The sequence below is a fragment of the Helicobacter muridarum genome, from assembly GCF_000765805.2.
Lineage (GTDB): Bacteria > Campylobacterota > Campylobacteria > Campylobacterales > Helicobacteraceae > Helicobacter_A > Helicobacter_A muridarum.
In genome coordinates, this window is record NZ_JRPD02000012.1 from 31,131 (window position 1) to 57,615 (window position 26,485).

Consider the following 26,485-nt stretch of genomic DNA (forward strand, 5'->3'; position numbering starts at 1 on the left):
GTCATTTAGTTAAAATTAACATATCTAAATAGTGGAGGACATTTATGAATTCTAACGCTAAACTTAGCAATAAGTCCAACAATATAAATACCACATCACAAACATTCCAACAAGCAACAACAAAAGATAGTCAAAATATATTATTTAAAGTCCCAAGTCTCAAAATCCAAACAACAAAAGACATAAAATCAGATAATGAAGAATCATTGCGACTTCGAATTGAAGGTATGAGCTGTGCTAGTTGTGCAGCCTCTATTGAACGCTCTTTACAAAAAATAAATGGAATTATAGAATCAAATATATTTATCCTCACTCATAGCGGAGTTGTGAGGTTTAATCCCTCCCAATGCAGCACTAATGATATTATACAAAGTATTGAGCAATTAGGATTCAAAGCGTTTGTAGATTCTAAACCCGCGTTTTCAGTAGGTAAAGCAAATTTAATAAAGACAAATATCTTACAGCCTCAACCAATATTAAAACCAAAATTATCTAGCATAACTTCAAATGAAAAACCCACTAACACAAATGGCACAACTAAAAATAAAATAAGCAATATTGCTAATTTTATTGAAAATAAACTACTAAACAATAAGAGGCGATTAGTGCTATCGCTAATACTATCAATCATAATACTATACATAAGTATGTTTTATGAGATGTTTGGATTGCCATTATTTGCTCCGCTTGATAAGCCACTCTATAATGCCTTAACACAACTTATTATTACTCTTGCTGTTATGCACTTTGGCAGAGCATTTTATTTTCGTGGATTAAAAGCACTTTTCGCGCTAAGACCAAATATGGATTCTCTAGTTAGCCTAGGAAGTTTAGCTGGATTCTTTTATAGCTTATATTCATTACTTCTTATAGCTTTAGGAGAGACTAGTTGGCATCTATATTTTGAGAGTGTATGTGTGATACTTAGCTTTGTTATGCTAGGTAAATATATAGAAGATAATGTTAAATCAAAGGCTATGGGAAATGCTACTAGCTTGCTTCAAACACAACAAACTATAGCCAGAAAGATTCTAAATATCAAAGAAATTAGTGATATATCACAAAATTTAAAAATAAAAGCCAATAAAGATAAAGTAAGAATCCAAGAAGTCCTAGTTGATGCATTACAAATAGGCGATTATATACAGATATTGCCACAAAGTATAATTCCACTAGACTGTAGTCTATATTCTATGAGTGCCAATATAGATGAAAGCTTATTAAGCGGTGAGAGCCTGCCTGTAATGAAAGAAAAAAATTCAATTCTTTTAGGCGGAAGCATGAATCTAGACAGCATGATTATTGCTAAGGTATGCGCTAGGCAAAAAGATTCTGCAATTAGTAAGATGCAAGCTCTAATTGCACAAACATATGAAAGCAAGGCAAATATAGCAAAGCTAGCAGATAAAATCTCATCTTTCTTTGTGCCTGCTGTAATAATGCTAGCTAGTCTTAGTGCTATATTTTGGCTAATAAAATCAGATATGCAAACCGCGATGCTATACTTTACTAGCACCCTACTTATATCATGTCCTTGTGCATTGGGGCTTGCTACACCTATGGCAATACTATTTGCAAATTCAAGGGCAAATAAAAATGGGGTATTTTTCAAAAACTCACAAAGCATAGAGAATCTAGCAAAAATAGATTACATTATATTTGATAAGACTGGCACATTAACGCACGGAGACTTTTTATTGCACTCTATTACTAGCAGGCTAGATTCCATAAATCAAGAAGAATTACTAAGGATTGCAGCCTCTATTGAGCAAGGCAGCAATCACATAATTGCAAAAGCTATTACAAAGGCTGCTAGAGATATGGAATTGTATAATAATGAAGCAACAAATACTATTAATAATATTGGATTGGAATCAAGACTAAGGATAGATTCTAAACAAAGGGAGTTTTTGATAGGCAATGCCAAAGTTTTGCAAGATAGAGGAAATATAACTTTAGAAGAATTGCAAAATATAGAGTCGCTACAAGACAATAGATATGAGAAGAGCGAAGAATATGGCTTGATTAACATTTATATAGCAGAGAAAAAGCAAGATGGCTATGAATTATTAGGATATATTTCACTACAAGAGAATCTAAGACAAGACGCAAAAGAGATGATACAAAGGCTAAAGAATAGAGGCTTTAATTGTGAGATTCTAAGTGGGGATAAAGATAGCAGTGTAGCCAATATTGCCAATATTCTAGATATACCATATCGTGCAAACTGCTTACCTCAAGACAAAATGCAACATATAAAATCTCTCCAAGATAATGGACATAAGGTTATGATGATAGGCGATGGGATAAATGACGCAATAGCAATTGCTAAGGCTGATGTATCTTTGGTCATGGCTAGCGGACATGAAATTAGTATCGAATATGGGGATATTATATATTTCCGCAAGGACTTACTAGGCATAGTAGATTCTTTATATTTGGGGCATGCAACGCTCAACAATATCAAGCAAAATCTAGGCTTCGCATTTATTTATAATGTAATTTGCATACCAATTGCTATGGGGGCATTTAGTGGGTTTGGAATCACTCTAAACCCTATGCTAGCAAGCATTGCTATGAGTCTTAGCTCTATAAGTGTAGTAGGAAATGCAAGCAGATTATATGGCATTAAAAGAGTGTGATTAAGATTCTATAAACATAGCGCAAGGATATAAGTTACACAATTTAAGCATGTTTTAATATTTTTTAGAATAGAATTTAGGTTTTACTTCATGGTAAAATAATTACAATATGGACAGGTGGGTGAGTTGGCTGAAACCACATCCCTGCTAAGGATGCGTAGTCGCAAGATTACCGAGGGTTCGAATCCCTCCCTGTCCGCCATATATTTTGACTACATCTATAATAAATCAAAATTCCGCAGATTCTAACTATTTATATCAACATATAAACATTACAATCATAATTTATATTGCTAATCCACAAAAAATCCACATCAAACAAAACCCAATAAATTAGTAGAATCAAAGCTTGAAAAAGCAAGTCAAGCAACAGCATAAACCAACTTTACATAAATTTTACAAATTAATACTTTCAGTTTTTACACACAACTCTTACACTTCTATAGACTTAAAAAAGGAGAAAATGATGAAAAAGTTTCTTAGTATTTTATTATTAGCTTTTGGAGTTACTTCTATGTTTGCTAATAACATACACCCCGTTTCTAGAGAGAGTGGCTCTGGCACAAGGGGAGCTTTTGTGGATATTTTTGATGTTAAAAAAGTAGTGAATGATAAAAATATTGATGCTATCACAAAAAAGGCGGAGGTTACAAATTCAACTGGCGTTATGCTAAGCACGATAGCAAATATAAAAGATTCTATTGGTTATATATCATTAGGCTCTTTAAATAATCAAGTTAAAGCACTCAAAATTGATGGAGTAGCTCCTAGCTCAAAAAATATAAAAAATAAGAGCTATCCCATCTATAGATCCTTTAACCTTGTATATAAACAAGAAAGCCCATTGCTCATAGACTTCTTAAACTATACTAAATCTAAACAAGCCCAAGAGGTGATACAAAAAGCAGGCTATATAGCTATTTCTAAAGATAGCTTCACAAGCAAAAAGCATAGCGGTAAATTAGTTATCTCTGGCTCAAGCTCAATCACGCCTCTTATGGAAAAACTCATAGAATCTTATAAGGAGATAAATCCTAGCGCAAGTATTGAATTACAACAATCTGATTCAACCACAGGAGTAAATTCGGTTGTCCAAGGCATTGCAGACATTGGAATGGTATCAAGAGACATAAAGAAAAGCGAAAAAGACAAGGGGTTAAGTGTTAAAACGCTTGCTAATGATGGATTAGCAATCATTGTAAATACACAAAACAAAATAGAAAATCTTTCAAAAGAGCAAGTTAAGAAAATATTTTTAGGACAAATAGTCTCTTGGAAAGATTTAAAGTAAAGTAAAAGAATAAAATAAAAGGCATTATAATGATAAAAGATTCCATAGCTAAGGGATTATTTTTATTATGTGCGCTTGTTTGCATTGCGGCTTTTTTAATGATTTGCGCTTTTCTTTTTGGCAACGCGTTTTCAACTATTTTGCAAATAGGTGCTTTTGATTATATCTTTGGATTAGATTGGTATCCTGAAGAAGAAATTTTTGGTATTTTTCCTATGATTATAGGAAGCTTATATACCACAGCTTTAGGGATTTTCCTAGGAGCCCCATTGGGAGTGTTTAGCGCGCTTTACCTAAGCTTCTTTTGTCCCAATTATCTTAAGAAATATATTATACCACCTATTGAACTTTTAGCAGCAATTCCATCAGTAGTTTATGGTTTTTTTGGATTAGTGCTTATAGTCCCATTCTTATCAAGTGTTTTTGATGGCATTTCTGGCAAAAGCGTGTTGGGTGCTGGAATAATCTTGTCAATTATGATTTTACCTACTATTGTTTTAGTATCAAAATCTGGCTTTGATTCTTTGCCTAGGAGCTATTTTGAAGCAGCTCTAGCACTTGGAGCAAGCAGAGAAAGAACTGCGTTTTTTGTGCTTATACCTGCGGCTAAATCAACAATTTTAGCTGCTATTATTTTAGGAGTTGGTAGGGCTATTGGCGAGGCTATGGCTATTATTATGGTAGCTGGCAATCAAGCACAGATTCCAAGTAGCATACTTGAAGGCACAAGGACACTTACTACTAGCATTGTATTAGAAATGGGCTATGCTACAGATTTACATAAAGAAGTATTAATTTTAAATGCAGTTACATTATTTATCTTTATCTTGCTAATTAATCTTTCTTTTAGATTATTTAAAAGGAAGCTTGATGCGAATTGATAGACTTTCTTTATTGCTTAATATTTCACTAAAGCTTTCTATTATCTTGGTTTTGGGCATTTTTGTGCTTTTGGTTGGATTTATATTTTTTAAGGGTATTGGTGCATTTTCTTTTAAATTCTTAGAATGGCAATATAATAGTAATAATATTTCTATGATGCCAGCAATCATTAATACCTTACAAATGATTATTTTTGCATTGCTTTTAAGTATACCTTTTGGCATTTTTGGAGCTATATTTTTAACAGAATACAGCCATAAAAAAAGCAAAATCATCTCATTTGTGCAAATTGTGTCTGAAACATTAGTAGGCATTCCATCAATTGTATATGGGCTCTTTGGCTATCTTGCGTTTGTAGTGTACTTTGGATTTAAAACAAGCATCATTGCCGGGGTTTTAACGCTAAGTATTATGATTTTACCACTTATACTAAGAAGCACTCAAGAGGCTTTATTAAACGTGCCTGAAAGCTATAAAGAGGCAAGCTTTGCTTTGGGCATTAGCAAATTAAGGACAATTTTTTATATTTTACTCCCAGCTGCAATTCCGGGGATTTTGGCTGGAATTATACTAAGCATTGGTAGGATAATTGGCGAAAGTGCAGCCTTGCTTTATACTTCAGGAAGCGTAGCACAAATGGCTGGGCTATTTGATTCTGGTAGGACTCTTAGCGTGCATTTATATGCTCTATCAAGTGAGGGATTATATATTAATGAGGCTTATAGTAGCGCGATGATTCTTATATTATTAGTTTTGCTTATTAATATTTGCTCAAATCTCATAGCTAAAAAATTTACAAGGAATTAAAATGAATAAAAATTGCTTCGTGATTAAAAATATGAATCTTTACTACGGGGATTTTCATACTTTAAAAAATATTAATTTAGAGATTCGTAAGAGCGAAGTGACTGCATTTATAGGACCTAGTGGTTGCGGCAAATCAACCTTTATCAAAAGTCTAAATAGAATGAATGATTTAGTTGAAAACTGTAAAATCACGGGTAAAATTCTATTTGAAAATAACAATATTTATAAAGAAAAAAATCTTAATCTTTTGAGAAAAAAAATTGGTATGGTATTTCAAAAGCCAAATCCATTTCCTATGAGCATTTACGACAATATAGCCTTTGGAGTAAAAAGCCATGGCGTCAAAAATAAGTCTAAAATAGATAGCATTGTAGAACAAGCTTTAAAAGATACAAGTCTTTGGGACGATCTAAAGGATAGACTTAATCAATCCGCACTAAGTCTAAGCGGAGGGCAACAGCAAAGGCTTTGTATTGCAAGAAGCATTGCAATTAAACCAGAAGTGATTTTAATGGACGAGCCAACAAGTGCTCTAGATCCAATCGCTACTAAAAAAATAGAATCCCTTATCAATAAGCTTAAAAAAGATTATACGATTATCATTGTTACACATAATATGCAGCAAGCCTTAAGAATTTCAGATAAAACCGCCTTTTTCTTAATGGGCGAAGTGATAGAATATAATGACACAAAGACTATTTTCAACGAAGCAAAAAATAAAAAAACACAAGATTATATTAATGGAAAGTTTGGATAATCTAAATAGAGTAATTATATGATTTATGTATTAGAAGATGATAATTCCATTCTTGAGTTGATACTTTACGCGCTAAAAACGCAAAATATTACGGCAAAAGGTTTTTGCCACCCGCATGATTTGTTCGAATCTTTGAAAGATGAACTCCCAGAAATTCTCATACTTGATATTATGTTGCCGCAAAGAAATGGCTTTGAGATTCTTAAGAATCTCAAAGAAAATGCAAGAACTAAACAAATCTCTGTCATTATCCTAAGCGCGCTAAACCAAGAATTCGATAAGGTAAAAGGATTAGAACTTGGAGCTGATGATTATGTAGCCAAGCCTTTTGGCATGATGGAGCTTATTGCTAGAATCAATGCAAATCTAAGACGACTAGGAACAAAAGATAAAGATGAGATTAGATTTAATGAACTTATTCTATCTTTTACTAAAAGACAGGTAAGCTATAAAAAAAATATATTAAATCTCACCTTTAAAGAATTTGAACTGCTTGGTTTTTTGCTTAGTAATCAAGAGCGAGCTTTTAGTCGAGATGAGCTTTTAGAAATTATTTGGGGTTATAGCTATGATACTCAAAGCCGCACCATAGATATTCATATTAAAACTCTGCGAAAAAAATTAGGTGATTTAGGCAAACATATTAAAACTATACGCAATATCGGCTATAAATTTTCAAAAGAACTCTAATGCAAAAAAAGATTTTTTATTCTATCTTTTTAAGTTGCATAGGATTATTGATTATCGGAAATATTTTCTTAGTTTTTGTTTTAGAATCATTTTTTACCAAGATTATTTTTAATGAGTTAAAAAAGGAAGCAATGCTACTCTCTGAACTTGATGACAAATTGCTTTCACTTAGCCAATCTCAATTATCGCATTATCTCTCTCATCGAATAAGCCTTATTGATGAAAAAGGAGAGGTGATTTATGATAATTTTGCTACATATCCTCTCGAAAATCACTCCAGTAGAGAAGAATTTAAACAAGCTATCAATGAAAATGAGGGGTTTTACTCAAGGTATTCAAATACATTAAAGCAAGATTATCTTTACTATGCACGCAAAATTTCTTTTCATAATCAAAACTATATACTTAGGCTTTCAACTGCAAAAAGTAGTGTTTTTTCTTTAATTTTTGCTATTTTGCCTTTTATTGCTATAGAGTTTACCCTATGTCTAATTATTTGCTTTATTCTTGCTAGATATTTAAGCAATTCCATTTTAAAGCCTATTTTAAAGGTAGATATAAAGAATTTGAAAAAAGATTCTTTATATCAAGAGCTGCATAGCTTTATAGATAAAATTAAAACTCAAAACAAAACTATTAAAAATCAATTTAAAAAGCTCAAACAAAAGCAGCGAGAAATGCTTCTTTTAACGCAAAATATTAGTGATGGGCTAATTTTGCTTGATAATTATGGCAAAATTTTATCTTTTAATAAAAGTGCTCAAGATATTTTTATACAATTAGAGCTTATTTTGAATATCACACAAATAAACCAAGAATTATTTAAACAAAAAATTGTATTTTTACTACAAGACTTTAAACAAAACAAATCATCAAGCCATCAAGAATTTTTTACCTTTGCTAAAAAGGAGTATGAGTTTGTTTTTTCTCCAATTTATTCTAACACTAAATTTAAAGGAATGCTTATCATCATCAGGAACTTAACTAAAGATAAGCAAATGCAAAAGCTAAGAAAAGAGTTCAGTGCCAATGTAAGCCATGAGCTAAAAACTCCACTCACCTCTATTTTAGCAAGTAGCGAGATGATAAAAAATAATCTTATCCCACAGCAAGACTTGCCATATTTCATTGATAAAATTCATACAGAATCAAAGCGACTTTTAAGCATGATTGAAGAGATTTTAATGCTTACTTTTTTTGATGAAAAAAATAGCGAAGTTCATATGAAAAGTAAAGTTTCCTTAAGTAAAATTGTGCAAATAAACCAAAAGCATTTTGAATTCTTAGCAAGGGAAAAAGACATCTCATTTATTTTAGAATGTGAGGAATGCTATGTCTTAGGTGTGGAGGAGTTTTTGCAAAATATGATTTATAATCTATGGGACAATGCTATCAAATACAATAATCATGGTGGCTATGTAAAAGTCTATCTAAAGAATACCCAAAATGGAGTTTTATTGAGCGTAGAAGATAATGGAGTTGGTATAGCTAAAAAACATCAAGAGCGCATTTTTGAGCGATTTTATTGCGTAGACAAAAGTCGCAGCAAAAAGCTGGGGGGCACAGGTCTTGGGTTATCTATTGTTAAGTCAATTGCAAATTATCATCAAGCAATCTTAGAGGTGCAAAGTAAGGAAAACGAAGGCAGTAAGTTTATGATTCTATTTCCTAGATAACATTTAAAAGTTTAACTCCATTAAACATAAATCCTAAATATCTAATAGTTACAATGAATGCCTAGTAAGCATAGATAGTTTGATAAACAATATAAATATATTGAGTAAGTTTATGATTCTAAATTATCTTTGATTCTATATTATAAGCTTTATGCTTTTAGGATTTACTTCATCTATTACTATAAGTAAGAATCCATTAGCTTAAATATTTTTAATCCAAAATATTTTTTAAACAGAGATTCAAATCTTTTATCTTTGCAAATACAAAAAAATTCATTTATCTTATTTTATCAATTAGCCTTTAAAAATTATTCAAATCATCTTTAGAAGTTTCCATCTATACTTAATAAATTTCTATGACATATAAATTTATTATTTGCAAACTAAAATAACTAGACAAATCTAGAGTAGGATTAATCAAAGTTATGTTTGTAAAGATAGCTACATTGTGGTGGGGTAATCAATATAATATCAAGATATAAAAACTAACTTGATATTATATCTATCGTTGAGACAAAAAGCAAGCTTTAAAGCAGTGGGTAGTTTACTTAAGTAAAAAACTCAAATCAATATTAGATTCCCAATCTAAAATTTATTTATTATGATTCCAAGAAATACAAAAAAATAATTAGAGTTACCCAAACTTGCAAAAAATGAGCAAAAACGCAACTATAAGCAATAATTATTGTATTTTACAAAATATATAGCAACTGCAAAACTCCCTAAAGCTTTATAATTTTTCTAAAGTACTCTATTGTTTTTACCAATCCATCTTTTAGCTCTATTGTAGGTTGCCAACCTAGCTCTTTTTGAGCCAAGCTAATATCTGGTTGTCTTTGTTTTGGGTCATCTTGCGGTAAAGGAAAGAAGTTAAGCTTAGATTCTGATTTAGTTAACTCTAGGATATTTTGCGCTAACTCTAGCATACTAAATTCCCTTGGATTTCCAATATTCACAGGTCCACAAAATCCATCTCTGCTGTCCATAAGCATAATCATGCCATCTATCAAATCATCTACATAACAAAAACTTCTTGTTTGTTTGCCTTCACCATAGATTGTAATATCTTCTCCTTTTAGTGCTTGAATAATAAAATTACTTACCACTCTCCCATCATTTGGGTGCATTCTTGGTCCATAAGTGTTAAAGATTCTCATTACTTTGATATTTAGATTATGTTGCCTTTTGTAATCAAAAAATAGCGTCTCTGCACATCGTTTGCCCTCATCATAGCATGCGCGAATGCCAATAGGATTGACACTACCCTTATAAGATTCTCTTTGTGGATGGATTTCAGGATCTCCATAGACCTCACTTGTGGAAGCTTGAAGAATCTTAGCCTTTGTGCGCTTAGCTAAACCCAACATATTGATTGCACCCATCACAGAGGTTTTGGTTGTTTGCACAGGGTCAAATTGATAATGGATAGGAGATGCAGGACAAGCAAGATTGTAAATTTCATCAACCTCTACATATAACGGAAATGTTACATCATGTCGCATAAACTCAAAATTCGGATTGGAAAGCAAATGAGAGATATTTTGCTTTGTGCCTGTAAACAGATTATCTACACATAATACCTCACAGCCATTATTTAGAAGCCTCTCGCATAAATGTGAGCCTAAAAAACCAGCACCACCTGTAATTAGAATCTTTTTGTTTAACACGAATTGTCCTTTGAAAATTGTAAAAATTAAGTCGTAATTATATCTAAAAGTAAAATATCACCTTGACAAAGTCTTAGAAACTAGGTTATGAATAATCCAGATCAGCTTAAATAATTAAGAAAGTTTTAACTAAATTAACTAATTTTTAATTTGACATCTTTTATTTAAAACTGACAAATATTTAGTTTAAAATTAAAAATTAATCTTATTTATGATATAATTAGATTTATAGTAAATAGTTTTATTTTTAAGGAAATACATTTGGAAAATTTTATGGAATTTCTAAAGATTTATCTTGACCCCTTGATATTTAGTATATTAGGCTTTATGGCATTGCTCGTTATCTATTTTAGTATAGAAAGGATAATATTTTATTCCCGTATTAAGCCAGACTCTTATAGTGATGTCAACGAATTAGAGGAAGATATAAGCAAAAATCTAACCTTACTATATATAATATATTCTAATGCTCCTTATGTCGGATTGTTAGGCACTGTAGTAGGAATCATGGTTGTATTTTACGATATGGGAGGAAGCGGTAATATTGATGTAAAAAGCATTACATTAGGCTTATCTATGGCACTTAAAGCTACAGCTTTGGGATTAGTTGTTGCAATTCCTACGCTCATGATTTATAATGCCTTTTTGCGTATAGCAGATAGAAAGATAAATCGTTATAAGATTTATAAATCTAAGAATAAAGAATAATTTTCAATTAAGGAAAATAATAACAATGAAAATTAAAAGAGGAGATGGACTAAATATTGTTCCTTTTATAGACGTAATGCTAGTATTGCTAGCCTTAGTTTTATCTATTTCAACATTTATATCACAAGGAAAGGTAAAGGTAGATATTCCTGTTGCAAGTAGCTCCAAACAAGAAAAAGATGAAGACAAACCGCTATCTATAGTTGTAGATAGCAATTATAGAATCTATATTGATGACGAGGAAATGACTAGAGAAGCATTAGAATCGTTTATAAAAAATGTTCCAAATGATAAAATGGTTAATTTCAGAGGGGATAAAGATTCTAATTTAGATACCTTAGTATTTGTCATCGACCAACTAACAAAAAAGGGGCATGATCATGATAAATTTAGAATTGATACGCAACGCAATTAAGGACTCTAGCACCTATGGAATGTTAATATCTGGAATAGGTGCTACTGGAATATTTTTATATACTATGTATAACCCTAGTGAAACAATAAGAGAAAAAGAAGATGGAAATAACTTTGTAACCATACAACTCTCTGCTTTTGCACCACCTAGCAAAGACCCAATAGCAGACCAAGTTCAAAAGCCTAAACACAAGCCTAAACACAAGAAACACAAAAAGCATAGAGAGATGATGGAAGCACCACCAAAACCAATCCCTACTCCACTTCAAGTTATGGAAAAACCACAAGAAGAGGTTAACGAACAAACAAATGATTTTGTAGAAGTAGAAAAGGTAAAAGAAGATATACCAGTAGCAGATATAGCCACAACAGTGCAATCAAATCCAGATTCTAATGCAGATCAAAATATTAAAACTTTGCGATTTTCAGATGGAATTGATAACGCATTTTTACGTGCAATAAGATTGGCTGTGCAAAAGCGACATCAATATCCAAACCTAGCACAACAACGAGGGTTTGAAGGAGAGGTGCTAGTTAGATTTTTAATTACTGCGACCGGACAAGTATCCAAGATACAAATTATAAGAGCATGTCCTCACCCAATATTAAATAAAGCAGCATTAAAAACAGTTCAAAAAGCATCTAAAGATTTCCCAAAGCCTAATGAATCAACATATATAGAGATTCCTGTTGCATATACTCTAAAACAGTAATATTTGTTTTAAAAACATTTGGGCAATAGTTAGGATTACCTCATTAAATCAAAATATTTATATAACCGCTATATAACCACCCTTGCAATTATCTTATATAGATATTTCAATATTGGCTATTAATCTAATCTTATGGACTATAGTCTAGCTTTATGGCTTGGAGATAAATAAATTAATAATCTTAAAAATAATCAAAGCTTAAAAAATAAGAATATTTTGGAAAGTAATAACATTTTGGAAAACACAAGCATTACAAACAATTAAATAATTGAATCTGCTAGAAATATATTTTGCAAACAAGCAAAATTATAACCGAACCGCTTCTTAAAGTTTATCCTTGCTATCTTGATAAAAATAGCCGATTAAACATAAATCACAATAATATCAACCTTTTAACTACAATTTAATTCAGCTATTTGACATGTCTACTATGCAATAAACCGCTTGAAATGCGATAATTATTAAATACTTCAAGTAAATCACTTGAATTATATCCATGGGAATATATATATGAATCTTGCAATTTCTTGATTATGCGTTGCAAAGCACGACTTGTCCCATACTTATTGCTTATAGATATTATGAGTTTATCAACATTAGAATCTACCTCAAATGTTTCTCTTACATTCATGGTTAACTTTAACAACGAATCTCTTGTTTTGTCATCTAAACTATCATTTGCATAAATACTACCAACAACTATTCCATATATATTTCCTAAGAATGTAGATATTGAATAATCTGACATACCGTAGTTGTAAAGTATTTTTTGAATATCATGCTTTTGCATAGCTAAAGATATTTCAGCCTTTTGAATATTAAAATCAGAATCTTGAAAGAAATCCAAGAAACTATACAATCTTGAATCAAAGTTGTCTACATTATTTACAGAACTAGCAAAGTTACCACCAAATACATTTAAAATCTTTTTACTAAATGTAAGTCTATCTACAGGAGAACTAAGAGTTGTATTAGTGTTTAACTTAAGATTTAATGCGTATATATGATTTGTAAAATTACATGTTAGATATTCATTTAATATATTCTTATTTTCTTTTAAAACAATAGTGCTTTTGCAATCAAACATTTTAGGGAAAAAATCTTGTGAATTGCCATCAAACATAGGAATACTAAATTCTCCACTCAAACGTTCAACTATTAATCTATCAGAATAATTAACATAGTAGCGAAAATTATCTAGCACAAGATCATCTACAATATCATCTAGACTATATGACTTAACATTGCAAATAGCATAATGACTATTTCCCTTACAATCAAACTTAGAATCATATATAAACGTATTTCTAATTTCTTGTTTAATATAATCCATAGCACCACCATTAGCATAACTAATGCAAAATAGCGCGCTAGCAACTATAAACGTTCCTACCAACTTATCTTTGAATGTCGATAAGAATTTCTTATTGTTATGCAACATAGCTCCCCCTTACATATCAAACTCAAGTGTTAAAATAAATTATACTTAAATATTAAGATAAATCTTATATTGATAAAACATTTTTTTTACACTTATCAAAAGGCATATATTTTGCTTGATAAATTAAAGAAAATATCTAACACAATAAAAATAAATGGACTAGTATGTTATGAAAACTCTATATTCTCTCAAATCAAGTATTCATAATAGTCATCGTACTATATGCCAAGACAACAGCAAAGTAGCAATAGAAAAAATAGATTCCGTATTTGCAAAGCTTTTTTATGTTGAATTTTCTCAATCAAGCTTAAACCAACTTGCAAAAAAACCAAGGCTAAATAGTTATGCAATGAGTTACAGCCACGATGAAGCAATACAAAAATATAACCAAAAGGCAAATGTTATCAATGCTAATCTAGGAAATAAGCTAACTAGCAGTTCCAACAAAAATACATCTACAAACGATAATTCAATGCCAAAGAATATTGGCAACGCACTGAAAGTTATAGAAGCACTAAAGCTTGGTTCATCTTTTATCGCAAACGAAAATAGCAATTCAAGCAGTGAGTTTATTATTACAGATTCAGAATCAAATAAAACAATACAACAAGAGAATATGACATTAGTACTTGTTAATCCATATAAGTTAAGAGATTATTCATTTACTATACCTGAGTATATCACCATGATTTTGCAAATCACGACAAAGAGTAAAATACTAGTATATTGTCCACTAGATTTAAATAGCCCTTTAGAATCATCAGAGATAAATTATCTTTTTCCTATAGTTTTTAATACTCAAGCTAAGCTAGCAGCCCAAATTCCATTATCTATTATGGACTACCCAGAGTTTACTAAACAAACACTACGTTTATATATGTGAGCTACATAACGATTGAAATTACCATGAGATTAATATATAGCACTATATTTATAAGATTGCTTGTGATTATGCTTCCTTGTATTGTTTTATTCCTAATTGCATGTGCCAATAAACAAACAAATGCGACAAAAGCATTCAAAAACTCCAATTTAGTCTCAAATAGCAATAACAAGTCTTTGAAAACTTCCACCATAGACAATGAGAAAGAATATAAAGAATTACATCTTATCCAAGAGCAATTTAGTAGGCAACTATTACTAAAACAAAATGAATACACAAAGCTATGTGATAGAAATGAAGCTGATTCTTGCGTCAAGCTAGCCTTAAGCCATCAATTAAACTATAGTGCAACTCAATACGAGATATATAACATATACAACAAAGCTAACAAAATCTATGATGAAGAATGTCGAAATGGCAATATGAGTGCTTGTTCCGGACTTGGCGCATTATATGAATCAGGAGATGGGGTAGAACAAGACATATATAAAAGCAAAGCACTTTATAAAAAAGCATGTGATGGAAAAGATGCTAGAGGTTGCCTTAACATTGGCTTAGAGATTAGAGGCTGCATTAGTTGTGAGAGCAATATGGAAAATATCAAAAGAGCATTGCCATATTTTGAAAAAGCCTGTAAATATGGTAGTAATAGCGCGTGCCATATGAAAACACAGAGTCAAAGGGATTTAGAAAATTTAATAAATTCGAATCTATAATGTCTCCACAAATACGCCACAATAACCAAAACTTATCTTAAAAGCGAATTAAGGATTCCTTAGATATAATAATAGGTTATGCAAGGAGAAGTTAGATATGAATATATTTGATAATACAATAATCAAGCAAGTAAACATTGATGATTCCATAAAAGAAAGTTATCTTGATTATTCCATGAGCGTTATTGTAGGCAGAGCATTGCCAAATGCCAGAGATGGATTAAAGCCTGTGCATCGTAGAATATTATATGCTATGAATGAGCTAAACCTTACACATCGTAATCCATACAAAAAAAGTGCTAGAATAGTTGGTGATGTAATCGGTAAATATCATCCACATGGAGATACGGCAGTATACGACGCGCTAGTTCGTATGGCACAAGATTTTTCTATGAGACTAGAACTTATTGATGGGCAAGGTAATTTTGGCTCTGTTGACGGGGATAAAGCAGCGGCTATGCGTTATACTGAAGCTAGAATGACACAAGCGGGCGAAGAAATGCTTCGTGATTTAGATAAGGATACAGTAGATTTTATCCCAAACTATGATGATAGCTTAAACGAGCCTAGCGTTTTGCCTACTAGAATCCCAAACTTACTTGTGAATGGTTCAAATGGCATAGCCGTTGGTATGGCTACATCAATTCCTCCGCACAGAATTGATGAAATTGCAGATGCCCTAATTTATCGCATTGATAACCCAGAATCAAAAATTCAAGATATATTACAATTTGTAGACGGTCCAGATTTTCCAACAGGTGGCATTATCTATGGTAGACAAGGCATTATAGAAGCTTATAAGACAGGTCGCGGCAGGATTCGCATTAGGGCAAAAATACATATCGAGCAAACAAAAACAAAGGAAATAATTGTTGTAGACGAGATTCCATATCAAGTAAATAAGGCAAGATTATTTGAGCAAATAGACTCTCTTGTAAAAGAAAAAGTAATAGATGGAATCTCTGAAGTCAGAGATGAATCTGATAAAGATGGTATGCGTCTAGTCATAGAATTAAAAAAAGATTCAATTAGTGAAGTGGTGCTAAATCATCTATACAAGTCAAGTGCTATGGAAACCACATTTGGAATCATACTCCTAGCAATCGAAGGCAAAGAACCAAAAATATTTAATCTATTAGAACTTTTGGATATTTTTATATCACATAGAAAGACTGTTATCATTCGCCGTATTATATTCGACTTAGAAAAAGCTAGGGCCAGAGCGCATATCTTAGAGGGCTTACGCGTGGCTCTTGAATTTATAGATTCTATAATTGCTATTATACGTAATAGTGAGAATGCCGAGATAGCAAAGAATTCCTTAATGCAAGAGTATAACTTAACAGAAATACAAAGTAAAGCCGTGCTTGATATGCGCTTGCAAAGGTTAACAGGACTAGAGCGAGATAAAATAGAAGAAGAGTATAACGGGCTTTTAAAACTCATTGAAGAACTAGACTTGATTTTAAAGAGCGAGAAAAGATTAAACAATGTCATAAAAGAGGAGTTACAGGAAACAAAGGAAATATTCTCTAGCTCGCGAAAAACAGCAATAGAAGATAATTATGATGCTATCGATATTGAAGATTTAATACCAAATGAGCCAGTAGTTGTAACAATGACACATAGAGGCTATGTAAAAAAAATGTTACTAAAAGCCTATGAAAAGCAAAATCGTGGCGGTAAGGGCAAGATGAGTGCCAATACTCACGATGATGATTTTATACAATCTTTCTTTGTGGCAAATACACACGATACTATCATGTTCATTACAAACTATGGACAGCTTTATTGGCTAAAGGTTTATAGAATCCCAGAAGCTAGCAGAACAGCTATTGGCAAGGCAGTAGTAAATCTAATCAACCTCCAAGATGGAGAAAAAATAATGACAACCATTACAACAAGTGATTTCAATGCTGACAAGTCTCTAGCTTTTTTTACAAAAAATGGTGTTGTGAAAAGGACAAATCTAAGTGAATATAAAAATATTCGCAATAATGGGATAAGAGCTATTAATCTTGATAGCGATGACTCTCTAATTAGCGCAAGCATTATTGACTCTAGTGTAAAAGAGTTATTCATTGCTACAAAAGAAGGACAGTGTATTCGTTTCCCCGCAGATTCTATAAGAGAGATTGGTCGCGTTGGTAGAGGAGTGATTGGGATAAAGTTTAAGGTAAAAAACGATAGCGTCATAGCTGCTACAACCATACAAACAGATGAAGATAAACTACTTAGCATTAGTGAGTTAGGCATTGGCAAGCAAACCATTGCAGGCAGCTATGGAATCATCAATAGAGGCGGTAAAGGTGTCATTGCTATGAAACTAACAAGTAAAACAGGAAAGCTTGTTAGTGTCCTAAGCATAAATGATTCTAATAAGGACTTAATGGTACTAACCACATCAGGAAAGATGATTCGCATTCCTCTAGATTCTATAAGGGAAGCAGGAAGAAACACAAGTGGAGTTAAGATTATAAGTCTTGGTGAGAAAGATAAAGTGGCTTTTGCAAGTATATGCAATAAGGAAGAACTAGAGCAAGATAACGAGCGGCTAGATAGCACAGAGGATACAATATAGCATTGATAGTTTCGAAACTTAGTATGCCTTATGAGAATGTACGATAAAACACAATTTCAATGGAATTCGAACGTTTTTTAATATAAGAGTTAAATATGATAGTAGAAATTAAGAGTTATATTTTATGATATTAATGGACACTACTTATAGATAATTGGATTACTTAATATAGAGGAATCTGAGAGATGTTTTGTGTTAAATGGATTTGAGTGCTCACCCCATTGTTATTCTCGCTCTACTTTGTCATGACTTAGGGCTACAAGCTCGAAGAATATCTAACGCCTTGTCATTCTGATTTACCTTATCATACTCAATCCTTACATTATGATTCTTCTTGTCATATATTGAGCGAAGTGAAGAATCTCATAAAGAATCTAAAAATAAATATTCTCAGGAATCTAAAGAGATTATAGGCAATAAAGAGATTCTTCGGCTTTTACTACGCAAAGCCTCAGAATGACAAGGCAGCAAAGTTAATACAGATTTAAAAACATGTTTCAAGATAACAAAATCTAGTCCAATATATTACAGAGTTTTTTCTTTAATTCTAATAGCGCATTATTACGATGTGAGATTTGATTCTTCTCTTCTAATGAAATGGTTGCAAATGACTCTTGTAATGATTGTAAAGCAATATCGCCATATATGTTTTTAGGAATGGCAAATGCCCTAAATTCTGTCTTACTATCTAAGTCTAACAACTCAACATTCCCAAAAGCCCCAAAGTCATATTTAGAATAAAACATGCTATCATAGCCAAAACCATTCTTCCCACACTCCTTAATTGCTACAACACCGCTACATATACCATTAACTTCACCTTTCAAAATCTCTTGAAAACCTCTATTAGAATCTATCTGCACTACAATGTAGGCAATACAACATCTAAATGCTGCTGTGCTAATGAGAAAACCTGTTTGCTCTAAAGCATGCTTTAAAGCCTCTCTATTTTCTTCATCACTTGGCGACACAGAAACCAGCATTTTATTAAGCAATCTTTTATTATGCTCATTTAAAGGAAGTAGATTATTTTTAAATAAAGTAGCATATCTAGCAGAATACACGCCCGGCATACCATCTAGCAAATCTACACATATACCGCTATCGTCAGCAATAATTAAAATCTTACTCTTAGATTCAAAATATGGTTTTTTATCATGATATAGATTATTAACAGCTTTAAGCAATGTATTTGCTTTTATCATTGCATTTTCTTCAAAGGTGTCCCCTGTTTCTATTGGGTTAAACTCATAAACACCAATATCTTTTGGAGATATGACATTTGTTTGCAGTATATCTCTTATTTCCTGAATCTTATACGCATTATTTGTTGCTATCATAGTTAATAAACAAGAATCTAACATCAATAACCTTATCAATAATCAATAAAAATATATGTGTAAATCTACTTCGCTCATAACAACTCAAATATTGTGAAGAATTTATACAAATTAACAAAGTGGAATATAGTTTATTTTTTAATAATATATCAAACTCTAATAAATAGTTATTTATTAGGTTTATATACCCGAAAACTATGTAATTATATTTATACAGCCTAATAGTTTACAGATTATTGCAAACAAGTTTTAGGATGCATTGGCTTTATAATATAAAAATAATGGCAAAAATCTGTTTTTTGTTTATAATGGTATGAATTGCAAACAACAATTTCAATTAAAAAGGATACAACATGAAACTCAAACTATTCATATCATCATTATTATTGGTTGGTTCTATAGCATTAGCAAAAGCACCAAATCGTCCAGAATGCATAGCCCCAGCTAAGCCTGGCGGAGGATTTGACCTTACTTGTAAACTTGCTACAGTAAGCTTAGCTCAAACTAAAATAATCCAAAAACCCATACGTACAACCTATATGCCAGGTGGAGTTGGCACAGTAGCTTATACAACCATGAATACATCAAAATCAAAGGATCCAAATGCTATAGTAGCTTTCTCGACTGGAACATTGTTAAACATCGCAACAGGGAAACATGGCAAATATGATGAAAATAATGTAAAGTGGCTTGCTTCTGTAGGCGTTGATTACGGTTCTATTGCTGTAAGAGAAGATTCTCCATATAAGACATTAGATGATTTACTCAAAGCCCTTAAGAAAGATCCTCAGTCTGTTAGTTTTGGTGCTGGTGGAACTATTGGTGGACAAGACTGGATGCAAACAGCCCTACTAGCAAAGTCAGCTGGAATCAGTATCTCACAGGCTAGATTTGTAGCATTTGAGGGAGGTGGTGAATCTATGACCTCTTTGCTTGGAGGACATATAGATGCTTCTATACAAGGACTTTCAGAAACTATTCCACATTTGGAAAATAATTCCATAAGAGTTTTAGCTGTATTTGCCCCAGAACGATTAAATATAGATGAGAATCTAGAAAAAATCCCAACCGCAAAAGAGCAAGGATATGACATAATTTGGCGCACAGTTCGTGGATTCTATATGGCTCCAAATACTCCCAAAGACGCGTATGAATGGTGGCTAAACGCATTTGAAAAATTGCAAAAGACAGATGAATTTAAACAACAAAGAGAATCTAGGGGATTATTTGAATTTAATAAAAACGGTAAAGAGCTAGAAGCCTATGTAAAAGAAGAAACAAATAGGTTGAGAGAGCTAGCTAGAGAAAATAATTTAATTAAGTAAAACCATGCTAAGTACTAGAATTTTTTCGATATTTTTATTTATTTTAAGTGCCTTTTTGATTTATCATGGTTTAGACATAAACCCAAAGTTTAGCTATGAGCCATTAGGTCCAAAACCATTCCCTATTTTTAGCCTGTCTCTAATCATGGTTTGCTGCGTGTTATTGCTATTCTTTGCAGAAGATACAAATGTGCAATGGGGAGACTTAGGACTATGGAAGAAGCTTATTGTATTAGTTGCATCTTTATTTATATTTGCGGAAATTTTTGAATACTTAGGATTCATTATATCTTCATTTTTACTAATGTCAGTTATGTCTTTATTATTTGGAGCCAAACCTGTGCAAGGATTGGTTTTTGCCGCTTTATCAAGCGTGATTTTATATTACGTTTTTGATGAATTACTCCAAATTACACTGCCTTGGGGAGAAATATTTGAAACATTGGATTCCAATTCAAATGAAGTTGTCTCAAATGAAAATATAGTTAGAGAGACTGCAGGCTATGCACTAGGGTTTAATGAAAATCTCGATACAAATAAAGCTAACCACGAAAGTATTAAGAAAGAAGGATAAATGGATATTTTATTACAACTAGCACAAGGATTTAGCATAGCCTTAACTCCGGAAAATATCATAATTGCGCTTATAGGATGTATTATTGGAACAGCAGTAGGCATGTTACCAGGACTTGGTCCAATAAATGGTGTTGCCATACTCACGCCGCTAGCTTTTGCCATGAATCTTCCTGTAGGATCAGCACTTATTTTGCTTGCTACCGTATATATGGGCTGTGAGTATGGTGGTAGGATTTCTTCTATCCTACTAGGCATTCCAGGCGATGTCTCTGCTATTATGACAACTTTAGATGGGCATCCCTTAACCAAACAAGGAAAAGCAGGAAAGGCTCTTTGCATTTCAGCTCTAAGCTCATTTGCTGGTTCATTTGTAGCAATTTGCGGAATCATACTATTTGCACCAATACTTGCTAAATGGGCTCTAAGTTTTGGACCATCTGAATATTTTGCTCTCATTATATTTGCAATTGCCACTTTGGGATCTATGATGGCTCAAAAACCCATTCGTTCATTCCTGGCAGCATTAATTGGACTTTTTTTAACTACAATAGGAGTTGATGGAAATACAGGCGAATATAGATTCACATTTGGCAATCATCATTTATATGATGGCATCTCATTTATAATTTTAGTCATAGGACTTTTTTCTATTAGTGAAATCTTATTGATCCTTGAGAACACACATACTAGTAAGGTTATGATTCAGAAAACAGGTAAAATTCTAGTAAGCTTAAAGGAACTAGTATCTTGTTTTTACACTATCATCAGATCTTCTTTTCTAGGTTTTTTTGTAGGAGTTTTACCTGGAGCTGGAGCAACTATTGCAAGTGCTATTGCCTATATGAGCGAAAAAAAATGGGCTGGAGAAAAAGGTAATTTTGGTAATGGTGATTTAAAAGGGGTAGCCGCTCCAGAAGCTGCAAATAATGCTTCTGCCTGTGGTTCTTTTATCCCTATGTTAACACTTGGTTTACCGGGCTCTGGAACTACAGCTATAATGATGGGTGCTTTAGCACTATATAACATTAACCCAGGACCAGCAATGTTTGATCAACAAGCTGATATAGTTTGGGGGCTGGTTGCAGCATTACTTGTTGCAAATATCTTTTTGTTAATACTAAATATCCCTCTAATTGGTATGTTTATCAAAGTATTAAGCATACCAATGTGGTCTCTAGCACCTATTATTGCTATAGTTTCAGCCATAGGAATCTATTCTGTAAATGCAACAAATTGGGATTTAATTATGATATTTTTTATTGGAATTGTAGGATTTGTATTACGCAAGCTTGAGCTACCTATGGCTCCTTTAGTTCTTGGATTCGTATTAGGAGAACATTTAGAAGTAAACCTTCGCAGAGCACTAAGTATCAGCGGGGGGGATTTCTCTATACTATATCAAGGCTACATTGCTCCAATATTGCTTATATCTGCTTTTTTAGTAATGTTCTTACCACCAATTGTAAAGATATTTCTCAAGAAAAAATAACATGTAATTACTCTTAATACTTATAAGTCCAAAATCTTGAGGTTGGATATAAGCAAAAACAAATCTTACATTTATAGGTTATGTTAGAAGAGTTAGATAAAAAGCATAAAAATGAAAATGACATCAAACTAAATTTGCTTAAGTCATATATCAATAAAAATATCCCATAAGGCTATAGTAACAAAATAAATAGTAATTACTTAATATTCGCTTTGAATATAATATCTACATTTGGCCAAGATATACCAGCATGCCCTGCTGCTGCATCACTTAATGCTTTAAGAGCTTTGGAGGCATTGCTAAAATTATGTAAGTCAAGCCTACCTTTTGCTGTTAGTTTATTATCACTAATTTCATACTCAAGTGGAATAATAGTAGATTCTTTACCTATCGAAACGCGAGCACTAATAACGCCTCTATTATCACCCTCTATAACCTTAACAAATGTTACTTGAATATTATTCTTACCAAGCAACGTAGGGAAGAAAACCTTATTCATGTTATTTGTAGCTGCTTCAATATCTGGAATCTCGCTACTTGTAGGAACTATAACGGCACTAGCACCCTGCAATGTGCCCATAAAAGTTTTAGCATCTTTGCCAAATGTATATTTAATATTTTTAAAAGTTCCAGCTAAATCAACCATATCAGGAGTTTTATATCCTATAAACCATACCTCTACGCTAGATTTGTCGATAGTTGCAGCATGTAAAAATGCACTTGCTGTTGCACTTAATAAGCTACCTACAACAATTTTACTAATAATATTTTTCATAACTAATCCTCAATTAATAATAAGATAATCTTAGTATTATAATGACCAATAATAAATAATAAAACATTATTTTAGTTAATATTTTAAAATCATAAAAGTATGGAGATGATAAATATTGAAAAAGATTTTAATTGCAGGTGGAAAATTCACAGATATTCCCACAATAAAAGCAGCAAAAAGACTTGGATTTTTTGTTATCACAAGTGGAAACAACAAGGACGATTTGGGACATTCTTACGCAGATAAAACAATCTTGTGTGATTATTCAGATAAAGAAGCAATGCTAGATATTGCAAAAAAGGAGAAAATTTGTGCCCTATTCTCTGCATGCGATGACTTTTCAGCTCTTACTTGCAGCTTTATATCAGAACATTTGAATATAGGTAACTTTGATAGCTTTGAAACTACAAAAACAATACATCATAAGGATTTATGGCGAGAATTCTTACAAAAAAATAATTTAGTAACACCAAAAGCAAAAGGATTTAGTAATATAGAATCTGCTCTACATGAAATTCCTCGTATATTTAAAGATAGCAAAGTTATTATCAAACCAGTTGACTTTGCAACAGGTAAAGGAATAAGTCAGATACAAATATCCAAAAACACAGATATAACACCAAATATAAAACAAGCCATGAATGCCTCAAGAAGTGGGCACATAGTAGTTGAAGAATTTCTAGAAGGAAGCAATCATGGATTTAGTACGTTAATAAAGGATCAAAAGGTCATATTTTACTTTTATGACAATGAATTGCATGATTATAATCCATTTGCTGTTTCGGGAACAACAACAAGCAATATATTTTCAAGCGAGATTATTCAAAACATAGTTCACCAAATTGAGAAAATTGCCAGAACTCTGCATCTAAAAGATGGAATATTTCATACTCAAATCATTCTTACAAATACAGCACAAGGAAAAAAGCCGTTTATCATAGAGGTATGCAGACGTGCTGGTGGAGACTTATATTCTGAGTTCATTGCAAAATCTTGCGGTATAGACTATATGCGTTTAGCAATTAGCTTGCACAATAATTTACAAATACATGCAATATATGCTAATGAACAAACAAAAATATTAGAATCCATTCCTCAATATGATTCTAATATCAAATTTATAATCAACAATAATTATAATATTAATAAACAAATGATGAAAAATTATATAAATACAGCAGATTGTGAAATAAATTTCCCCATATTAAACCTAAAGCCGACTATGCGCATATGCCTTATGACACATAAACAAGGAATCTACAATGGTATAAGACACTCATCTCTTGTAAAATCTCTAATAACAGATCAAGTAATTTGGGCTAAAAGAGGTGAAAAGATAGATGATAATACAAGATATAAAGCAGGAATTGTATTCCTAAAGTGTCAAGATTATACTCAAATTCAAGAGGTATTGTATGACTTGCGCGATAGCATACAAATTTATGAATAATAATTATTGATTATTTTGATATTTAACCATAAAGCCTATGCGAAAAATGAAAAAACGATAAATTAATAAATTCACACTGTGTTCTAGCAAAAAAAAATAAGCATATGAAACTAGAAATATAATAATACCTAATTTACCAAATTATCCTACGAAGCAATAATTAAATATCAACCTACTTAAATAACTCACATCAGCAAAATAAACTAAAATAAAAAATGAAATAAAGCTACAACAAATAATAGTCAATAGAGCACAAAATAAATTAGAACTTACTTAAAATCTTTTATATTAGATTCTAGAATTTTACAAGTATCTCAAGAATTCCAAACTTCTATGCAACATGCTTCTAGTACTATCTCTGTTGAGCTTTTGCCTATGGCATTTGCTCCGCTTTTCTACGGATATTTACTAGAGAACCACAAACAAAAAGTGATTTTAGGAATCACATTATTGATTGCTGGAATTTTTCAGATTCTGCTTATCTATTGTGATGATTTGAAGTTATTCCTATGCTTACGCTTTATACAATCGTTATTCTTTCCAGCTATTCTACGCACTTTGCTAACAATTCTAACTCGCTTGCAAAGCAGAAAATTACATTCAATATTAGCATCTATATAGCATCAACAATAGCAGGTGGCTTGATTGGTAGAATAGGAGGAGCATATTTGACACAGATTTTTTCATGGCAAATATCATTTATTATATTAGGAATCTCTTTGATTTTAGGAGCATTGATTGTATTTACATGTATCAATTCAATTCCTAGCCGTATATCTAAAATCAACTTATCTGAAATGATTTCATTCCTTAGTAATAAAACATCACTAATAATTTTGGATAGCGTATTTGTTGTATTTTTTTGGATTTCAAGCTGTATTAAATATGTTACCACTTCAAACTAAAAATACATTCCAAAATATAAATCAATATGAAATTGGCAGGCTATATATGGGTTATAGCATTGGTATTATAGCTTCCCTTATGGCTGGCAAAATTACTACACTATGTGGAAATAAACAAAAAAACTATACTATTTGGAATTAATCTATATGTACTTGGATTATGTATTTTCTAATAAACTCCATAGCTTGGATTTATATCGGCATGTTTATTGTGTGCTTTGGTGCATTTCTTACGCATTCTATATTAAACAATTTAAATAATTCATTAAACCAACAATATAAAGGTGTTTTAAGCGGCTTATACTTAAGCTTTTACTATACATGGGGTACTTTTGAATCATATTTACCATCATTTATTTTTGAGATATTTGGCTGGGAGATTTTGATAATACTCATAACAATACTATCAAGTTTCACTTCCATTGTTTTATATTTATATACAAGAAAAGATTAACACAACTATGCGCTCAAACATAAAAATAGATTCCAAAAACCTTAGATAGTAGCATAATTAATATCTATAATGATAAAAATTAAGCATTTCCATAAGATATACACATATATGTCTATCTTACATAATAGTAATATATAAACAGAATTTTCATCAACTAAAGTGCAATAAGAATAAAAATGGTATAGTTAGTATCTGATGAATACTTAAAAATCTTATTAAGATATGAGATAAAAGATTTAATGCCTATAGATATAGAAGATACTATGGTTGTAGCTATACATGAACTAGAAAAACACCGACAAG

Annotated in this window: 23 protein-coding genes, 1 tRNA gene and 1 pseudogene; 21 read left to right on the forward strand and 4 right to left on the reverse strand. The window is 31.8% G+C overall.

Annotated elements, in window-relative coordinates:
* The first annotated feature begins 44 nt into the window (after positions 1-44).
* The 8 genes from LS73_RS06090 (at position 45) to LS73_RS06125 (ending at position 8,745) form a co-directional block, all read left to right on the forward strand.
* Positions 45-2,642, forward strand: coding sequence for a heavy metal translocating P-type ATPase (locus LS73_RS06090; protein ID WP_052089575.1), 2,598 nt, complete (start codon positions 45-47; stop codon positions 2,640-2,642).
* 111 nt (positions 2,643-2,753) lie between these two features.
* Positions 2,754-2,844 (forward strand) — tRNA-Ser (locus LS73_RS06095).
* 264 nt (positions 2,845-3,108) lie between these two features.
* Entirely contained in the window at positions 3,109-3,933 is an 825-nt protein-coding gene (locus tag LS73_RS06100; RefSeq protein WP_034557774.1) for a substrate-binding domain-containing protein, read from the forward strand.
* 29 nt (positions 3,934-3,962) lie between these two features.
* Positions 3,963-4,814, forward strand: coding sequence for a phosphate ABC transporter permease subunit PstC (pstC, locus tag LS73_RS06105; RefSeq protein WP_034557772.1), 852 nt, complete (start codon positions 3,963-3,965; stop codon positions 4,812-4,814).
* A complete protein-coding gene (gene pstA / locus LS73_RS06110) occupies positions 4,804-5,622 on the forward strand; it encodes a phosphate ABC transporter permease PstA (protein ID WP_034557770.1) in 819 nt (272 codons plus the stop codon). The genes pstC and pstA overlap by 11 nt, the downstream gene beginning before the upstream one ends.
* Position 5,623: 1 nt before the next feature.
* Positions 5,624-6,379: a phosphate ABC transporter ATP-binding protein PstB gene (pstB, locus tag LS73_RS06115; protein WP_034557769.1), complete on the forward strand. Its 756-nt coding sequence runs from the start codon at positions 5,624-5,626 to the stop codon at positions 6,377-6,379.
* An 18-nt stretch (positions 6,380-6,397) separates the two neighbouring features.
* A complete protein-coding gene (locus LS73_RS06120; RefSeq protein WP_034557767.1) occupies positions 6,398-7,069 on the forward strand; it encodes a response regulator transcription factor in 672 nt (223 codons plus the stop codon).
* Complete coding sequence (locus LS73_RS06125) at positions 7,069-8,745, forward strand: sensor histidine kinase (RefSeq protein WP_104692222.1); 1,677 nt, start codon at positions 7,069-7,071, stop codon at positions 8,743-8,745. Before LS73_RS06120 ends, LS73_RS06125 begins: the two co-directional genes overlap by 1 nt.
* A gap of 722 nt (positions 8,746-9,467) precedes the next feature.
* Here the strand turns inward: LS73_RS06125 and LS73_RS06130 are convergent.
* Positions 9,468-10,412, reverse strand: coding sequence for a UDP-glucuronic acid decarboxylase family protein (locus LS73_RS06130; protein ID WP_034557765.1), 945 nt, complete (start codon positions 10,410-10,412; stop codon positions 9,468-9,470).
* Positions 10,413-10,685: 273 nt separating this feature from the next.
* Here LS73_RS06130 and exbB point away from each other — a divergent pair, with 273 nt between their 5' ends.
* From exbB to LS73_RS06145, 3 genes are read left to right on the forward strand one after another with little or no spacing between them, the layout of a single operon-like run.
* Complete coding sequence (gene exbB, locus LS73_RS06135; protein WP_034558130.1) at positions 10,686-11,120, forward strand: TonB-system energizer ExbB; 435 nt, start codon at positions 10,686-10,688, stop codon at positions 11,118-11,120.
* A 25-nt stretch (positions 11,121-11,145) separates the two neighbouring features.
* The gene (locus LS73_RS06140; protein ID WP_034557763.1) at positions 11,146-11,535 is read left to right on the forward strand and encodes a biopolymer transporter ExbD; all 390 of its coding nucleotides are present in this window, start codon (positions 11,146-11,148) and stop codon (positions 11,533-11,535) included.
* Positions 11,501-12,247, forward strand: coding sequence for a TonB family protein (locus tag LS73_RS06145; RefSeq protein ID WP_034557760.1), 747 nt, complete (start codon positions 11,501-11,503; stop codon positions 12,245-12,247). Before LS73_RS06140 ends, LS73_RS06145 begins: the two co-directional genes overlap by 35 nt.
* A gap of 412 nt (positions 12,248-12,659) precedes the next feature.
* On the opposite strand, the gene LS73_RS06150 is transcribed toward LS73_RS06145, so the two are convergent.
* Complete coding sequence (locus LS73_RS06150) at positions 12,660-13,688, reverse strand: hypothetical protein (protein WP_034557757.1); 1,029 nt, start codon at positions 13,686-13,688, stop codon at positions 12,660-12,662.
* 169 nt (positions 13,689-13,857) lie between these two features.
* Here LS73_RS06150 and fliW point away from each other — a divergent pair, with 169 nt between their 5' ends.
* The 4 genes from fliW to LS73_RS10445 all read left to right on the forward strand — a co-directional run bounded on the left by fliW (position 13,858) and on the right by LS73_RS10445 (position 18,328).
* Positions 13,858-14,571 (forward strand): flagellar assembly protein FliW, encoded by a 714-nt coding sequence (gene fliW / locus LS73_RS06155; RefSeq protein ID WP_052089574.1) that lies wholly within the window; start codon positions 13,858-13,860, stop codon positions 14,569-14,571.
* Between the two features lie 23 nt (positions 14,572-14,594).
* Positions 14,595-15,287 (forward strand): tetratricopeptide repeat protein, encoded by a 693-nt coding sequence (locus LS73_RS06160; RefSeq protein ID WP_052089573.1) that lies wholly within the window; start codon positions 14,595-14,597, stop codon positions 15,285-15,287.
* Positions 15,288-15,384: 97 nt separating this feature from the next.
* Positions 15,385-17,868 carry a DNA gyrase subunit A gene (gyrA, locus tag LS73_RS06165; RefSeq protein WP_034557754.1) on the forward strand — a complete coding sequence of 828 codons (2,484 nt, stop codon included), beginning with the start codon at positions 15,385-15,387 and terminating at the stop codon, positions 17,866-17,868.
* A 334-nt stretch (positions 17,869-18,202) separates the two neighbouring features.
* Positions 18,203-18,328, forward strand: coding sequence for a hypothetical protein (locus LS73_RS10445; RefSeq protein ID WP_267891683.1), 126 nt, complete (start codon positions 18,203-18,205; stop codon positions 18,326-18,328).
* A 52-nt stretch (positions 18,329-18,380) separates the two neighbouring features.
* Here the strand turns inward: LS73_RS10445 and LS73_RS06170 are convergent, their stop codons facing one another.
* Positions 18,381-19,232 carry a non-canonical purine NTP pyrophosphatase gene (locus LS73_RS06170; RefSeq protein WP_034557751.1) on the reverse strand — a complete coding sequence of 284 codons (852 nt, stop codon included), beginning with the start codon at positions 19,230-19,232 and terminating at the stop codon, positions 18,381-18,383.
* Between the two features lie 329 nt (positions 19,233-19,561).
* Here LS73_RS06170 and LS73_RS06175 point away from each other — a divergent pair, with 329 nt between their 5' ends.
* Genes LS73_RS06175 through LS73_RS06185 form a run of 3 tightly spaced genes read left to right on the forward strand, consistent with a single transcriptional unit; the run spans position 19,562 to position 22,598 of the window.
* Positions 19,562-20,533, forward strand: coding sequence for a Bug family tripartite tricarboxylate transporter substrate binding protein (locus LS73_RS06175; protein WP_034557749.1), 972 nt, complete (start codon positions 19,562-19,564; stop codon positions 20,531-20,533).
* A gap of 4 nt (positions 20,534-20,537) precedes the next feature.
* Positions 20,538-21,107 (forward strand): tripartite tricarboxylate transporter TctB family protein, encoded by a 570-nt coding sequence (locus tag LS73_RS06180; protein ID WP_081955545.1) that lies wholly within the window; start codon positions 20,538-20,540, stop codon positions 21,105-21,107.
* Positions 21,108-22,598: a tripartite tricarboxylate transporter permease gene (locus tag LS73_RS06185; RefSeq protein ID WP_034557747.1), complete on the forward strand. Its 1,491-nt coding sequence runs from the start codon at positions 21,108-21,110 to the stop codon at positions 22,596-22,598. It abuts the gene before it with no gap.
* 196 nt (positions 22,599-22,794) lie between these two features.
* Here the strand turns inward: LS73_RS06185 and LS73_RS06190 are convergent, their stop codons facing one another.
* On the reverse strand, positions 22,795-23,361 hold the full coding sequence (locus LS73_RS06190; RefSeq protein WP_034558125.1) for a hypothetical protein: 567 nt from the start codon (positions 23,359-23,361) through the stop codon (positions 22,795-22,797).
* A gap of 127 nt (positions 23,362-23,488) precedes the next feature.
* On the opposite strand from LS73_RS06190, the gene LS73_RS06195 reads away from it, so the two are divergent.
* From LS73_RS06195 to LS73_RS06205, 3 genes and pseudogenes are all read left to right on the forward strand, one after another.
* Complete coding sequence (locus LS73_RS06195) at positions 23,489-24,823, forward strand: ATP-grasp domain-containing protein (protein WP_034557744.1); 1,335 nt, start codon at positions 23,489-23,491, stop codon at positions 24,821-24,823.
* Between the two features lie 333 nt (positions 24,824-25,156).
* A pseudogene (locus tag LS73_RS10630) lies at positions 25,157-25,728 on the forward strand (MFS transporter).
* On the forward strand, positions 25,673-25,870 hold the full coding sequence (locus LS73_RS06205; RefSeq protein WP_104717591.1) for a hypothetical protein: 198 nt from the start codon (positions 25,673-25,675) through the stop codon (positions 25,868-25,870). Before LS73_RS10630 ends, LS73_RS06205 begins: the two are co-directional and overlap by 56 nt.
* The last annotated feature ends 615 nt before the right edge of the window (positions 25,871-26,485 follow it).